This is a genomic window from Pseudomonas sp. G(2018) (assembly GCF_005502415.1).
GTDB lineage: Bacteria > Pseudomonadota > Gammaproteobacteria > Pseudomonadales > Pseudomonadaceae > Aquipseudomonas.
The window spans coordinates 16,050-30,609 of sequence record NZ_SCOO01000013.1 but is presented as its reverse complement, the minus strand read 5'-3'; the positions used below and the strand labels follow the sequence as shown (position 1 = coordinate 30,609).

The 14,560-nt window shown below is 60.0% G+C and carries 14 protein-coding genes and 1 pseudogene; 5 read left to right on the top strand and 10 right to left on the bottom strand.

All coding sequences use genetic code 11. The annotated features are described in order from the left end of the window. Positions 1-32 precede the first annotated feature (32 nt). Positions 33-965, bottom strand: coding sequence for an NAD-dependent epimerase/dehydratase family protein (locus tag FFS64_RS14925; RefSeq protein WP_137806014.1), 933 nt, complete (start codon positions 963-965; stop codon positions 33-35). Positions 966-1,234: 269 nt separating this feature from the next. Here FFS64_RS14925 and FFS64_RS14920 point away from each other — a divergent pair, with 269 nt between their 5' ends. From FFS64_RS14920 to rimJ, 3 genes are all read left to right on the top strand, one after another. After that, the gene (locus FFS64_RS14920) at positions 1,235-1,705 is read left to right on the top strand and encodes a cysteine hydrolase family protein (RefSeq protein ID WP_137806013.1); all 471 of its coding nucleotides are present in this window, start codon (positions 1,235-1,237) and stop codon (positions 1,703-1,705) included. A gap of 86 nt (positions 1,706-1,791) precedes the next feature. Further along, positions 1,792-1,995, top strand: coding sequence for a hypothetical protein (locus FFS64_RS14915; RefSeq protein WP_137806012.1), 204 nt, complete (start codon positions 1,792-1,794; stop codon positions 1,993-1,995). A gap of 229 nt (positions 1,996-2,224) precedes the next feature. Continuing rightward, a complete protein-coding gene (rimJ, locus tag FFS64_RS14910) occupies positions 2,225-2,812 on the top strand; it encodes a ribosomal protein S5-alanine N-acetyltransferase (protein WP_137806011.1) in 588 nt (195 codons plus the stop codon). Positions 2,813-2,879: 67 nt separating this feature from the next. Here rimJ and FFS64_RS14905 read toward each other — a convergent pair whose 3' ends face one another. Together FFS64_RS14905 and FFS64_RS14900 are read right to left on the bottom strand one after the other, a co-directional pair. Beyond that, entirely contained in the window at positions 2,880-3,713 is an 834-nt protein-coding gene (locus tag FFS64_RS14905) for a phosphatase PAP2 family protein (RefSeq protein ID WP_137806082.1), read from the bottom strand. 26 nt (positions 3,714-3,739) lie between these two features. After that, complete coding sequence (locus FFS64_RS14900) at positions 3,740-4,411, bottom strand: histidine phosphatase family protein (protein ID WP_137806010.1); 672 nt, start codon at positions 4,409-4,411, stop codon at positions 3,740-3,742. A gap of 261 nt (positions 4,412-4,672) precedes the next feature. Here FFS64_RS14900 and FFS64_RS32200 point away from each other — a divergent pair. After that, a pseudogene (locus FFS64_RS32200) lies at positions 4,673-5,686 on the top strand (methyl-accepting chemotaxis protein); the annotation flags it as partial. A gap of 42 nt (positions 5,687-5,728) precedes the next feature. Further along, a complete protein-coding gene (locus FFS64_RS32195) occupies positions 5,729-6,592 on the top strand; it encodes a methyl-accepting chemotaxis protein (protein WP_372242174.1) in 864 nt (287 codons plus the stop codon). A 119-nt stretch (positions 6,593-6,711) separates the two neighbouring features. Here FFS64_RS32195 and FFS64_RS14890 read toward each other — a convergent pair whose 3' ends face one another. The 7 genes from FFS64_RS14890 to FFS64_RS14860 form a co-directional block, all read right to left on the bottom strand. After that, a complete protein-coding gene (locus FFS64_RS14890) occupies positions 6,712-7,080 on the bottom strand; it encodes a glyoxalase superfamily protein (RefSeq protein ID WP_137806008.1) in 369 nt (122 codons plus the stop codon). 94 nt (positions 7,081-7,174) lie between these two features. Next, positions 7,175-8,656 carry an amidohydrolase family protein gene (locus tag FFS64_RS14885; protein WP_137806007.1) on the bottom strand — a complete coding sequence of 494 codons (1,482 nt, stop codon included), beginning with the start codon at positions 8,654-8,656 and terminating at the stop codon, positions 7,175-7,177. Between the two features lies 1 nt (position 8,657). Further along, the gene (locus FFS64_RS14880; RefSeq protein ID WP_137806006.1) at positions 8,658-9,518 is read right to left on the bottom strand and encodes a MurR/RpiR family transcriptional regulator; all 861 of its coding nucleotides are present in this window, start codon (positions 9,516-9,518) and stop codon (positions 8,658-8,660) included. Between the two features lie 15 nt (positions 9,519-9,533). Further along, positions 9,534-10,883 carry a gluconate:H+ symporter gene (locus FFS64_RS14875; RefSeq protein ID WP_137806005.1) on the bottom strand — a complete coding sequence of 450 codons (1,350 nt, stop codon included), beginning with the start codon at positions 10,881-10,883 and terminating at the stop codon, positions 9,534-9,536. Positions 10,884-11,069: 186 nt separating this feature from the next. Then, the gene (locus FFS64_RS14870; protein WP_137806004.1) at positions 11,070-12,515 is read right to left on the bottom strand and encodes a SulP family inorganic anion transporter; all 1,446 of its coding nucleotides are present in this window, start codon (positions 12,513-12,515) and stop codon (positions 11,070-11,072) included. 135 nt (positions 12,516-12,650) lie between these two features. Next, a complete protein-coding gene (locus tag FFS64_RS14865) occupies positions 12,651-13,544 on the bottom strand; it encodes an NAD-dependent epimerase/dehydratase family protein (protein ID WP_137806003.1) in 894 nt (297 codons plus the stop codon). A gap of 104 nt (positions 13,545-13,648) precedes the next feature. Beyond that, complete coding sequence (locus tag FFS64_RS14860; protein WP_137806002.1) at positions 13,649-14,560, bottom strand: LysR family transcriptional regulator; 912 nt, start codon at positions 14,558-14,560, stop codon at positions 13,649-13,651.

The window sequence follows — 14,560 nt, the reverse complement described above, 5'->3', positions numbered from 1 at the left end:
GCCACTGAACCTGGGACGATAAACCGACCGGGTTACAGACTGCGGATGAGTTGCACCAGACCCTTGCCGATGGAAGTCGGTTCTGGAAGATCAAAGCGTTCCAGCAGGCGAGCATTCTTAGCGCGCGAGTGGCGAATGTCGCCCTGACGTGGCGCCTGATAATTCACCGTCAACGGGTCGCCGGTGGCGCTTCCCAGTTCAGCGACCAAATCGTTGAGACTGGTGGAGCGGCTGAGGCCAATGTTCACGGCTCCGGGACACGGCTCTTTCACCGTCACGGCTTGCAGCAGAATACTTACCAGGTCCTGGACATAGACGAAGTCACGGGTCTGCTCGCCGTCGCCGAAAATCGAAACCGGCTGCTTGCTCAGCGCCCGTTCGGTGAAAATGCTGATCACACCGGAATACGGCGAACACGGATCCTGGCGCGGACCAAAGATATTAAAGAAGCGCAGGACCACCGGTTCCAGGCCGTGTTCGCGACGGTAGAAATCCAAGTAATGCTCACTGGCCAGTTTGTCGCTGGCGTACGGCGTGAGCGGTGACTTTGGCGTGTCTTCGTCGATGGCCGAACCTTCGCCATTGTTGCCGTAGATGGCGGCACTGGAGGCGAACACCACGCGTTTGATCCCGGCTTTCAACATGCTTTCACAGACGTTGAGAGTGCCAACGAAGTTGCTTTGATGGGTGCCAACCGGATCATCCACCGACGCTTGCACCGAGGCCACGGCCGCCAAATGTACGACAGCACTGCAATCGCGCATCGCCTGTGAAACGGCGGCACTGTCGGCGACATCACCGATGACCAGGCTCAGATTGGCATTGTCCATGGGCAAGTTGCTGACTTTGCCGGTGGACAAGTTATCCAGCACGCGAACCTTGTATCCCTTGGCCAGCAACGCTTCGACAAGATGCGACCCGATGAATCCCGCCCCGCCGGTGACCAGTACTCGCTCAACGAACATGAAGTTTCTTCCTGAAGATTCAAGCGGATACTAGTGTTTGAAGTCCGCTAACGGTATGTGCCGGTTTTATCGTATACGAATGTGAGGCGTGTAAAACCACCCGGTTATGACCGGCAGTTTTATGGCGGTAGGCCATCAAAACGCGGCCGATAATGGGAGATCGGACGGATACTGTCAATAGGTTGTCTATTTCATCGCGAATCGGCATACACCCCCAAAATAAAGCCATTTTTTTGACAGTATTAATCGGATCCAATCGGAGTCCCATCATGCGCCAGGCATTACTCATCATCGATGTACAACCCAGTTTCGCCCCGCCGCAATGGCTTATCGACGGCATCCGCACGCTCATTGGCACACTGCCCAGCGTCGCCACCGTCGAACGCCACGACGAAGCAAAAACGCCGTTCCAGAAGCAACTCGGCTGGCACCCCGCCGCGGATGACGACAGCCTGATTGAAGCCGACCGCATCTTCATCAAGCACGGCTACACGCCAACGCCTGAAACAATCGAATACCTTAAAAGCCTGAACGTGGATCGAGTCCTGGTGTGCGGCCTGCAAACCGAAACCTGCTGCCTCGCGGCCGGGTTTGCGCTGTTCGATGCGGGGTTGCAGCCGACGCTGATCACTGATTTGACGGTGGGGTCGTCACTGGATCGGTCGGGAGGGTTGGGGGTGCGGCTTTGGGAGCATCATTTTGGGGAGGTGGTGAGGGTCGGTGAACTGCATCGGGTTTAGAGTCGGATACGCGGTGCGGACACCGGGCGGCAGCACACAAGAAAATGCATTTGTAGATCCCGCGCTTGAGGATCAGGAAGAACTCAATGACACCGATCCAATCAGATCATTGCAAGGGAGCCAAAAGCGCCTTCGCCGACTTTATTCGCTATGCCAAGTCGAAGCAGAAAAAGCGCGTCTACCGTGAGGTGCTGGCTGAGGCTATCAGACGGCAGAACCTTGTGCTGACGGAAACTGAAGCTAAACGAAACCAACTGCCCATTCTGATGAATGCCCCGATCAATGCCTAATGCCGGCCTTTTATGCTTGGGAATGTCTCGTATACGTGACATACGATGCTCAATGTCACGCATACGAAACATGCCCCCCATCGACCGGCACATGAACTTTTCTTCACCCCACCTTAATGCCGCACCCTGTACATTTCCCACGCTCATTCAAGAAACTACGGTTTGCCCGCCCTCCCGCGGGCTTTTTTTTGTCTGTAGATTGGTCATCATTCCCCCACTGGAGCGCCAGATGACGATCCTCTCCCTGCCCTGCAAACGCGTGACACTGGCGATCCTGAGCCCCAGCCAGGCGGCGCTGGAAAGCGATTTCTATCGACGCAACCACGCACACCTCGCGCCTTGGTCACCGGTTCGAGCGGACGATTACCACAGCCCGGAAAGAATCCGTTCGCGCCTGGCGCAACAGGCCATGGCCTTCGATGAAGGATATGCAGTGCATTTCGCGGTGCTGGATCGCGACAACGGGCAGATGATCGGCGCGTGCAATTTCAGCGGCATCGTTCGCGGGGCGTTTCAGGCGTGCTATCTGGGCTACCACATTTGCGAGTCCCGACAGGGCCAGGGCTTGATGCGCGAAGCACTCGAAGCGGGCATCGGCTACATGTTCGAAACCATGAACCTGCACCGGATCATGGCCAACTACATTCCTGGCAACGAACGCAGTGCGCGGTTGCTGGAGCGGCTGGGATTCGAGCGTGAAGGGTATGCCAAGGACTATCTGAACATTGCCGGGCGCTGGCAGGATCATGTGTTGACGGCGTTGGTCAGCAGGGTTTGGGAGGATCCGGATCGGCAATGGTCGCGGCGTTTGGGTTAACGCGCCCACACCGCGTTATCGTTCTTCGCGAGCCTGCTCGCGAAAGCTGTATCCCGGACAAAACAATTTAAAACCTGGGCTGGGTCTCAACGACCAACACCGGCCCTTCAACCTTCCGCAGCACCGGCCTCTCCAGCCGCGCCCGCCCATAAAACGCCAGCGCCGTCAGCAAACAGGCCAACCACACAACGATCCCGGCCCAGAACGTATGGGACATGTAGTGCCAACCTTGCAGCACCCGCGTTGTGCCATACACGAAACCCAGCCCCAACGAGCCATACATCAGCGCTTTGGAATAACGCCAGCGATAACGTCGCGCGACAAAATACAGCGCCAGCATGGTAAAGCCCCCGGAAGCATGCCCGCCGGGCCAGCAGCGGCCGTCACCGGCCACCCTCAGTAAATCGAAATTCTCGTACCACTCCTTATGCTCGATCTTGCCGCCGTATTGCGTCGTTTCAATCGGGCAATACACGCTGGTGTGACCTTTGAGGTAGTGGATCAGCCCGGTACTGATGGCAAACGCAAAAACCACGTAGAGAAAATCCCGGCGATGTTTGCTGGCAAACCTCAGCACAGGCGCGACTTTTATCTTTTCCAGGAAAGCGAGAAGCTTCGAATGATTTCCGGCCTTTGAAAGCGGCCAGAGAAACGACAGCAAGGTACCAATGATCGCCAACTCACCGGTCCAGTTCGGGATGATCCGCGCCCATTTATGGGTGATTTTTTCGAACAGGTGCACGTGGTCGAGCGGAAAGGTCTGCGTCACGGGATCATAAAAAAGATCGTTGAAGGCGATATCGATTCTGGTCAGGTCAAACAACAGGAACACCAAGGCCGCACAAGCCAGCGGAATACCCAGGTTCAACCAGTAGAAACGGGCGCGTGAGGAAGTCGGCATCGTGTTTTCCGATCCAGAGGATGAATTCATTGGGTAGTTACCGAGCGCCAGTCCGAGGCTTCGATGTAGCCGAGCATCCGCGGCGTGTGGGGCATGTCGACCGTGATAAACAGCGAAGCGCCATAACCCAGGGTCGAGCTCGATAACCTCAAGTCCTTCTCCAGTTGCGCCATGCATTCACTGTGGGTCACCAGGATCAGGTTGCGCCCGGCGACCTTGTGCGCCAGGGCGTCGCGCAGCATGGTGCCCTTGCAGTTGATCAACCAGTCATCACTGTTGCCGACCTTGTTGAACATGTAGCCGGCGGTTTGCACCGTGCGCATCATCGGGCTGTTGTAGATGTCAGCCTTGTCCAGCCCCAACCGCTCGAACTGCGCACCGACAGCTACCGCCACACTGCGCGAGCGATCGGTAATCCCGTCGTTGCCGCTCAGGCAAGGGGCGTGGGAGTGGTCGCAGCGCTCGACATGGCGCACCAGCACGATCATGTCGCCTCTGGCCCAGCCCGCCTGCAATGCCCGTGCACCGGCGACGTTGCCATGGGCCAGGTCCGGCACGGCGACGGGTCGCAGCAAAAACAGGGTCAAGGGGATCACCAGCAGCGCCGAGGCCAGCACCACGGCTGTATTGCGATAGCGGGTCAAACCGCTCAGATCGATTGAGCGGCTTACTCCAAACAGACTCAGTCTCAACTCCACATCTAGCCGCCTCGCCGGCATGCATCACTTCATTCGATGCACCGAGGGTAGAGAGACGGGCGTGGGCAGGCAGTGAAACGCTTGTGAAAAAAAGCTTAAAAGCTGGACAAAAACCTTGTTACAGATTCACACCGACAAAATCCTTTCAGCTCTCGCGGTTGCGGCCGATACAGACCTTCTACACACCCTGCTGGCACCTAAAAACAACAATCTTCCAGCCAACCGACGATCGAGAAGCACAACGTTCCTGGAGGAATTTTGATGAATAGCTGGTTCGGCAACATCAGCGTGAACCTGAAACTGGGCCTGGGGTTTGGCCTGGTCCTGGCCCTGACCTGCGTCCTCGCCCTGACTGGCTGGACCAGCCTCGGCAGTTTGATTGACCGCAGCAACTGGATGAGCGACATCACCCAGCTCAACGCCGGCCTGACCAAGCTGCGCGTGGTGCGTCTGCAATACATGCTGACCAATGGCGACGAAACCACCGCCCAGAATGTGCAGACCAGCCTTGAAGCCTTTTCCGCCCAGCAGCAGGCCCTGCTGGTGAAATTCAAGAGCCCGGAAAACCTCAAGCTGCTCAAGGAGCAAGGTGCCGTCATCGACGCCTACAAGACGTCGCTGAACAAAATGCGGGGAGCCTATCGCGCCGGCAACAGTGCACGGGACGTCATGACCGCCAACGCGGAAACTGCCAACACGTTGATCAACGCCTTGAACAGCCGCGTGCAACAACTGCCGCCGAGCGATCAACGCTTCGAACAGTTCCAGGCCATCACCGCCGCCAAGGAAGCCTTCTTGCTGGCTCGCTACGAAGTGCGCGGCTACACCGCCACCACCAACGCTGAAACCGAACAGAAAGCCGTTGCCCAACTGGACACGGCCATCGCCAGCGTGAAGCTGCTCAACGTGCATTTCGCCGACGTGCAACCGGATGCCCTGCCGCAGTTGGAAACCGCACTGGGCAACTACCGCAGCGCCCTGCAGGCTTATAAAGCCGCGAGCAACGATGTGGTGCAGTCGCGCAAGGAAATGACCGACCAGGGTGCCGCCATCGTCTCCCTGAGCGAGCAGCTGTATCAGATCCAGCTCGACCGCCGCGATGCCGAAAGCGCCAAGGCCCGCACCCTGCAACTGGTCAGTACGCTGCTGGCATTGTTGGTGGGCATCATTGCCGCCGTACTCATCACCCGCCAGATCACTGGCCCACTGCGCGATACACTGGCCGTGGTCAATCGCATCGCCAGCGGCGACCTGTCCCAGGACGTCAAAGTCACCCGCCGCGATGAACTCGGCGTATTGCAGCAAGGCATCGCGCGCATGGGCGTGACCCTGCGTGACTTGATCAGCGGTATCCGCGACGGTGTGACCCAGATCGCCAGCGCCGCCGAAGAACTGTCGGCGGTGACCGAGCAAACCAGCGCCGGCGTGAACAGCCAGAAGGTCGAGACCGATCAGGTCGCCACGGCCATGCACGAAATGACTGCAACCGTGCAGGAAGTTGCTCGCAATGCCGAACAGGCCTCGCAAGCCGCCGCTGCTGCCGACGGCGAGGCCCGTGAAGGCGACAAAGTGGTCAACGAAGCCATCGCGCAGATTGAGCGCCTGGCCAGCGAGGTGGTGCGCTCCACCGAAGCCATGAGCGTGCTGCAACAAGAAAGCGACAAGATCGGCAGCGTCATGGACGTGATCAAGGCCGTGGCCGAACAGACCAACCTGCTGGCACTCAACGCCGCCATCGAAGCGGCCCGTGCCGGTGAAGCCGGTCGCGGTTTTGCCGTGGTGGCCGACGAGGTGCGCGGCCTGGCCCAGCGCACGCAGAAATCCACCGAAGAAATCGAAGGCCTGGTCGCCGGCCTGCAAAACGGCACGCAACAAGTGTCGACGGTGATGAACAACAGCCGCGTACTCACCGACAGCAGCGTGGCCCTGACCCGCAAAGCCGGCGAGTCACTGGAAAGCATCACCCGCACGGTGTCCAACATCCAGTCGATGAACCAGCAAATCGCCGCTGCCGCCGAGCAGCAAAGCGCCGTGGCCGAAGAGATCAGCCGCAGCATCATCAACGTGCGCGACGTGTCGGAACAGACCGCTGCGGCCAGCGACGAGACGGCCAAGTCCAGCGTTGAACTGGCGCGGCTGGGGAACCAGTTGCAGATGATGGTCAGCCACTTCCGGGTCTGACGTTCAGTCAGCGGTATATCACCAATCCAATCGCGGGCAAGCCCACTCCCACAGGTTCAGTGAACATCCTGTGGGAGCGGGCTTGCCCGCGATGGCGATGTATCTGTCACCAAAGAAATTCAGACACTGATCGCATTGGTAAACACCAACCGGTTACCAAAAGGATCGCTGATGGTCATGTCCTGGCTGCCCCACGGCATCGCCTGGATATGCGGGCGGGAGAATGGATAGTCCTTGGCCAGCAGTTGCTGTTGGAAGGCTTCCAGTTCATCGGTCTCGATGCGCAGGGCCGAGCCCGGTGTCGCGTCGCCGTGATGTTCGCTCAGGTGCAACACGCATTCGCCACGGGAGACTTGCAGGTAGAGCGGGAAATTGGCTTCGAAACGGTGCTGCCAGTCGATCTTGAACCCAAGGAAGTCGACGTAGAATTCCACGGCCTTGCTTTCGTCGAAGATCCGCAGGATCGGGGTGGTTTTGCCGAAGCTCATCGAGTTGCTCCCAGACAGAAATAGCCCACAGTGTAGCCGGGCTGTACGTCAGCAATTCGGCTTGGTGGCAGCATTCTTTAATCTCAATGTGCCATCACTGTGACGCACTACCCAAAACGCTCTGAAACCCGTCGCGCAAATCCCCTTCCCGCGCCAGAAACCGCCCTTCCCTGCGCCCGTTCGCCTGACCGTCGCGGTAGCTCAGCGCGCCGTTGACCCACACCCCTTCAATGCCTTCGGCCGCCCGTTGCGGATCATTGAAGTCCGCGACATCGCGAATGGTCGCCGGATTGAACAACACCAGGTCCGCCCAATGCCCTTCATGGATCTCGCCGCGTTCCTTCAAACCGAATCGCGACGCCGACAGCCCGGTCATTTTGTGCACGGCGGTGTGCAGCGCAAACAGGCCCACGTCTCGGCTGAAATGTCCGAGTACCCTTGGGAATGCGCCCCACAGCCGTGGATGTGGAAACGGGTCTTCCGGCAAGCCATCGGAACCGACCATCGACAGTGGATGCGCGAGGATTCGTCGCACATCAGCTTCGTCCATCCCGTAATACACCGCGCCGGCCGGTTGCAGCTGGCGGGCCGCGTCGAGCAACGACAGGTTCCATTCGGCGGCGATGTCCATCAGGTCGCGGCCGCCCATTTCCGGGTGCGGCGTGGACCAGGTGATGGTGATGCGATGGGCATCGGTGACTTGCTTGAGGTCCAGGGTCGACGAGCTCGCGGCATACGGATAGCAGTCGCAGCCCACCGGGTGGGTTTTCGCCGCGTGTTCCAGGGATGCCAGCAGTTGCGGACTGCGTCCCCAGTTGCCGGCGCCGGCACATTTGAGGTGGGAAATGATCACCGGGGATTTCGCATGGCGACCGATCTGGAACGCCTCGTCCATGGCCTCCAGAACCGGTTCGAATTCGCTGCGCAAATGGGTGGTGTAGACCGCGCCGAAGGCCGTCAGCTCTTCGGTCAGTAGCATGACTTCGTCGGTGGATGCCGAGAACGCGCTGGCGTAGGCAAGGCCGGTGGACAAGCCCAGCGCACCAGCCTCCAGGCTCTCGCGCAGTTGCTCGCGCATCGCCGCTATTTCATCGGGGGTCGCCGTGCGAAACAGGTCATCAAGGTGGTTGCTGCGCAACGCGGTATGGCCCACCAGAGCGGCTACGTTCAGTGTGGTGTTCGCCGCTTCGACCGCGGCGCGGTAATCGCTGAATTTAGGGTAAACAAAGGCAGCGGAGGTGCCGAGCAGGTTCATCGGGTCCGGTGGATCACCGCGCAAACTGACCGGCGAAGCGCTGATCCCGCAGTTGCCGACGATCACCGTGGTCACGCCCTGGCTGAGCTTGGGCAGCATCTGCGGCTGGCGGATCACCACCGTGTCATCGTGGGTGTGCACGTCGATGAAACCCGGCGCCAGCACGTGGCCCTGCGCGTCGATTTCCTCAACGGCGCGGGCGTCGTGCAAGTCGCCGATGCGCTCGATGCGACCGTTGAGAATCGCCACGTCTCCCGGGTAGCCAGGGCTGTTGCTGCCATCGATGATCAAAGCGTTGCGGATCAGCGTGTCGTACATCATGTCAGTCTCCCAGCGGCAAGTGATCGTCGCCGCCGCGGTAATCGTCCAGGGCGAGTTTGATCCGCCGCAGACGCTCTTGATTGTCTTGAGGATTGGCCAGTGCCAGCTCGGTGGCAAGCACATCGATGGCGAGCAACATGCCGTAGCGCGCCGCCGTCGGTTTGTAGATGAAGGAGGTTTCGGCGCTTTGCAGCGGCAGCACGATGTCAGCCAATTGCGCCAGCGGCGAGTCGCCGCGGGTGATGGCCAGAATCCGTGCGCCGTAGCTGCGGGCCAGTTCCACTGTTTCGAGTAACTCGGGCGTGATGCCGGTCAGCGAGCAGACGATGACCACGTGTTCGGCGCTAAGACTGGAGGCCGTGATGCGCATCATCACCGCGTCGTGGCAAACCGCAATCGGGTAGCCGAGTCGCACCAGGCGCACCTGCAGCTCATCGCTGCACAAGGTCGAGCAGCCCCCCATGCCAAAGGCGTGGATCATCCGCGCCTTGCCCAGCAGTTTTACTGCATCGCTGAAGCGCGACTCGTCGAAGGCCGCCAGATGCTGGCGCAGGGTCGACTCGATATCACCCACGATCTGCCCGTAGAACGCTGATTGCTCAGGCGTGCCCGCCGGGTCGAGAAAGCGGCTGCCGACACCGCTGGCCTGGGCCAGTTGCAGGCGCAGATCACGCAAGTCGCGGCAGCCGACCGTGCGGGCGAAACGCGACAGCGTCGCCGTACTCACTTCCGCCCGCTGTGCCAGCTCATCGAGGCTGGCGGACGCGGCAAACCCTACGTCGTCGAGCATCAGGCGGGCGATGCGTCCTTCACCGGCGCTGAAAGAATCCTGGCGGGCGCGAATCTGGTAAAGGATGTCCATGGCAAGCGGCTCCGGCTAAATCAGGTAAGAAAGGCCAACGGTCAACGCGAAGGCAACCACCGAAATGATGGTCTCCAGCACGGTCCAGGTCTTGAAGGTCTGGGTGACCGTCATGTTGAAGTATTCCTTGATCAACCAGAAGCCGCCGTCGTTGACGTGGGAAAAAATCACCGAGCCGGCACCGGTCGCCAGCACCAGCAATTCCGGGTGCGGATAACCCAGGCCAATCGCCACTGGCGCGACCACGCCGGACGCGGTAGTCATGGCTACGGTGGCCGAGCCGGTGGCGATGCGCATCAACGCGGCGAACAGCCAGCCCATCAACAGCGGCGACAGATGGAATTCGTGAGCCAGGCTGACGATCTGGTCGGTAACGCCAGCGTCCACCAAAATCCGGTTCAGGCCACCGCCGGCGCCTACCAGCAAGGTGATGCTGGCAGTCGGCGCCAGGCACTCGTTGGTGAACTTGAGGATCGACTCGCGGTTGAAGCCCTGGGCCAGGCCGAGGGTCCAGAAGCTCAGCAAAGTCGCCAGCAGCAGCGCGATCACCGAGTTGCCGATGAACAGCAGGAACTGGTTGAAACCGGTGCCCGGCGTGGAAATCAGGTTGGCCCAGCCGCCGATCAGCATCAGCACCACCGGCAACAGAATGGTCGCCATGGTGATGCCGAAGCCCGGCAGGCTGTCGCGCGGTTCACGTTCGAGGAATTGGCGCTCCAGCGGGTTTTCCGCCGGCAGCTGAATGCGCGGCACGATGTATTTGGCATAGATGGGACCGGCGATGATCGCCGTAGGAATGCCGATCGCAATCGCATAGAGCAAGGTCTGCCCCACCGACGCCTGGTAGACCTGCACCGCAAGCATCGCCGCCGGATGTGGCGGCACTAACGCATGTACCACCGAAAGCCCGGCAACCATCGGCAAGCCGACCATCAGGATCGACACACCTACCCGTCGCGCCACGGTGAAGGCAATCGGCACCAGCAACACGAAACCGACCTCGAAGAACAGCGGCAGGCCCACCAGGAACGCGATACAAACCATCGCCCAATGCGCGTTCTTTTCACCGAAACGGTCGATCAACGTCCGCGCCACCTGCTCGGCACCGCCGGACTCGGCCATCATCTTGCCGAGCATCGTGCCCAGCGCCACCACCAGCGCAATATGCCCCAGGGTCTTGCCGACCCCGGCCTCATAAGCCCCGACCACACCGGACGGCGGCATCCCCGCGACCAACGCCAGACCGATGGAAATCAGGGTGATGACAATGAACGGGTTGAGCCGGTAACGGGCGATCAGAACGATCAAGGCAATGATGGCGATGGCGGCATACACCAGCAGCCAATAGCCGAAGGACAGGGTCATGCGGTACTCCTCGAGAGGGTCACGTCGAAAGTTTTGTGAAACTCTTAAAACATTTCGAATCGTGATTATCAAACGAGGTGAAAGTAATTTTCGTAGAGAGGTAAGGGATGTCGCTGACGGATATGCGATGTCGCGATTAATGAAAATCGGACCGGCGAATTTTCATCGCCGGAAACGATCATTCCGTCAGTCGTGATTCACGCTTGCACGTTTGAGCAGCTTTTTGCAGCGCTCGGACAAGTGCAGCACCCGCAAGTGCTTGCCGGCTCTTTCATAACGCTCGCGCAGGGTCTTGAGCGCGGCAATGGCTGAGTAGTCGACGAAGCTCAAATGGCGGCAATCGATCGTCACTACCGACGGGTCGTTGGCGGGATCGAACTGATTGAGGAACGGTGTCGTCGAGGCGAAGAACAGCGTGCCATGCAGAAGGTAGAGCTTGCTGCCGTCGGCCTCAAGGTGGCTGTCTGCGTAGAGTTCACGGGCCTGTTGCCAGGCGAAATTCAACGCCGCAATGATGATCCCGCACAGCACCGCGGTGGCCAGGTCGGTAAACACCGTGATCACCGTCACGGCGATGATCACCAGCACATCATTGAGCGGCACCTTGTTGACCACCCGCAGCGAGGCCCAGGCAAAAGTCTGCTGCGACACCACGAACATCACCCCGACCAGCGCCGCCAATGGTATGCGCTCGATTAACGGCGACAGGAACAGGATGAACAGCAGAATCGACACCCCGGCCACAACGCCGGAGACGCGGCCACGTCCGCCAGAGCTGAGGTTGATCATGGTCTGGCCGATCATCGCGCAGCCCCCCATGCCGCCGAATACACCAGACACCATATTCGCGGCCCCGAGCGCCACGCACTCGCGGTCCGGGTAGCCGCGGCTCTCGGTGATTTCGTCGGTAAGGTTCAGGGTCAGGAGGGTTTCCAGCAGGCCGACCATGGCCATCAGGATCGCGTACGGCGCGATGATGCGCAGGGTTTCCAGGTTCCACGCAATATCCGGCAAGGCAAACGTCGGCAAGCCACCGGCAATGTGCGCCATGTCACCCAAGGTGCGGGTTGGCAGGCCGAGCAGATACACCGCCAGGCCCACCCCCAGGATCGCCACCAGTGCCGGTGGCACGGCGCGGGTCAGCCGCGGCATCAGATAGACGATGGCCATCGTCATCAGCACCAACCCGACCATCATGTACAGCGGCGTACCGCTCAGCCAGGTTTCACCGCTCTTGAAATGCTCCAGTTGCGCCAGGGCAATGACGATCGCCAGACCGTTGACGAAGCCGAGCATCACCGGATGCGGGACCATGCGCACCAGCTTGCCGAGCTTGAGCAAGCCGAACGCCAACATGATCAACCCGCCCAGCAACACAGTGGCCAGCAAATACTGCACACCGTGCTGCACCACCAATGCGACGATCACCACCGCCATCGACCCGGCGGCCCCGGACACCATGCCCGGTCGACCACCGAACAGCGCGGTGAGGGTGCAAATGATGAACGCGCCATAGAGCCCCATCAGCGGATTGAGATGGGCCACCAGCGCGAAGGCGATGCACTCGGGCAGCAGGGCAAAGGACGTGGTGAGACCGGCCAGGGCATCGGCACGCAGGTTTTTTGGTTTCATGGAGGACCGCAGGGAGTAGCGAGAAAGAATGTGCGGATGGTACGGAATCGAGCACTGCCCGGCCAGTTGTTGCTACTCCGAAAAAGCCTTCGCGGGCAAGCCACGCGAAGAACGATGATTCGGTCTAAAGCGAACTCAAATCATCTCGCTGCGAATCCACTCCACCACCGAAGTCCGCTTCGGCACCCACCCCAACAATTCCCGCGCATGCTTGCCGCGCACCCGGCTGTTGGAGCCCAAACCATAGTTGGCCATTTCATAGCCCCACTCGGCTTCGGCCTCTTTCAGCGGCCAGTCTTGCGGCTCACCCAGATTCAGCGCCTGCGCCATGGCCGTGGTCATGTCGATGAACGACGCTTCGCCGCTTTCGACGAAGTAAAACGTGCCCGGGATGTTCCTGGTCAGCGCCAGCAGATACAGCGACACCACGTCTTCGATATGCACGTTGGACCAGATGTTCCGGCCGGTACCGACATGGCGCACCACGCCACTCTTGCGCGCCTGTTTCAGCAAGCGCGGCAATTGCACGCTGTCGCGGTTCACACCCAGGCTGTGGCCGTAGATCAGGGCGTTGCAGATGACCGCCGAGTTCACGCCGTCCTTCGCCGCGGCGAGGATCAGGTTGTCGATGGCCACGCGCGCGGCCTTGTCGACGGTCGGCTCCGGCAGGTTGTCTTCGTAGTAGATGACATCACTGGATTTACCGCCCGACGCATCGCCGACGATGCTCGAACCGCTGGTGTGCAGGAATACTTTGTTGGAGCCGCGCAAGGCATTGAGCAGGGCCTCTACCGCGCCACGATGGTCGCTGCTGGCGGCATTGATCACGGCGTCGGCGGCACCGGCCTGCTTGGTGAGTAGTGCGCTGTCGTCCAGCGTGCCGATCACTGGCGTGATGCCCAGCGCTTTCAGCTCATCCGCTTGCTCGGTGTTGCGCACCAGGCCGGTAACGTTGTGGCCGGCCTTGATCAGGCCCGTGGCGATGGAGCCGCCGATAAAACCGGCAGCGCCGGTAACGAATACGTTCATGGAGTAACTCCCTGCATGAGTAAGTTGATGCAACGAGTATCAGGGAGAGATCCCCGGTGAAAAATGCCCGCTGACCCAATTCACTCTTGCCCAGGGATCACGAATCAGTCCTTGAAATCCGAGCTCGCATAAAGCGCCAACTTGCCCTGGATGAAATCCAGGAAACACTGGATCCGCAGGGCCAACTGCGAGTTACGGTAGTACACCGCGTTGATGGGCTGGCGATAACCGCTGTTGAACTCTGCCAGCAATACTTTCAAGCGCCCGGCACGAATGTCTTCGATGGTCATGTAGTGCGACAGACTGGCGATGCCCTGGCCTTCCAGCGCCAGGTGGCGAATGGTCTCGCCGCTGGAGGCGCTAAGCGACGCCTGGATCGGCCAGCGATCACCGTGCACGTAGCGCAACGGCCATTGGTTGAGCCCTTCGTTCTGAGTGAAGCCCAGCAGCGTATGCTCGGCCAGATCGGCCACGGCGGTCGGCGTACCGTGTTTTTCCAGGTAGGCCGGGCTGGCGACGATGTGAATCGGACTGCAACCCAGGGAACGGGCATGCAGGGTCGAATCGGCGAGCGTGCCGATACGGATGGCGATGTCGGTGCTTTGCTCAAGCAGATCGATGATCAGGTCATTGCTGTTGAGTTCGAGCTGGATATCGGGATAGAGCCGCCGAAACTCATCGATGTAGGGCACGATGGCGTGCAGCATGAACGGCGAGGCGGCGTTGATGCGCAAGCGTCCGGACGGCGTCTGCTGGCGGGAGGACAAGCGCTCTTCGAGTTCGTCCATCTGATCGAGAATCAACTTGGCGTGTTCGAAGAAATACTTGCCCTCCTCGGTGAGGTCCATGCGCCGAGTGGTGCGGTTGATCAACGTCGTATCGAGCTTGGCCTCCAGCCGCGACAGTGTCCGGCTGACCGCCGACGGCGTTTGCCCGACCTGCTCGGCCGCCGCGGAAATCGATCCGCACTCAATTACGCAGACGAAGATCTGCAACTCATCGGATCTGGCTTTCAC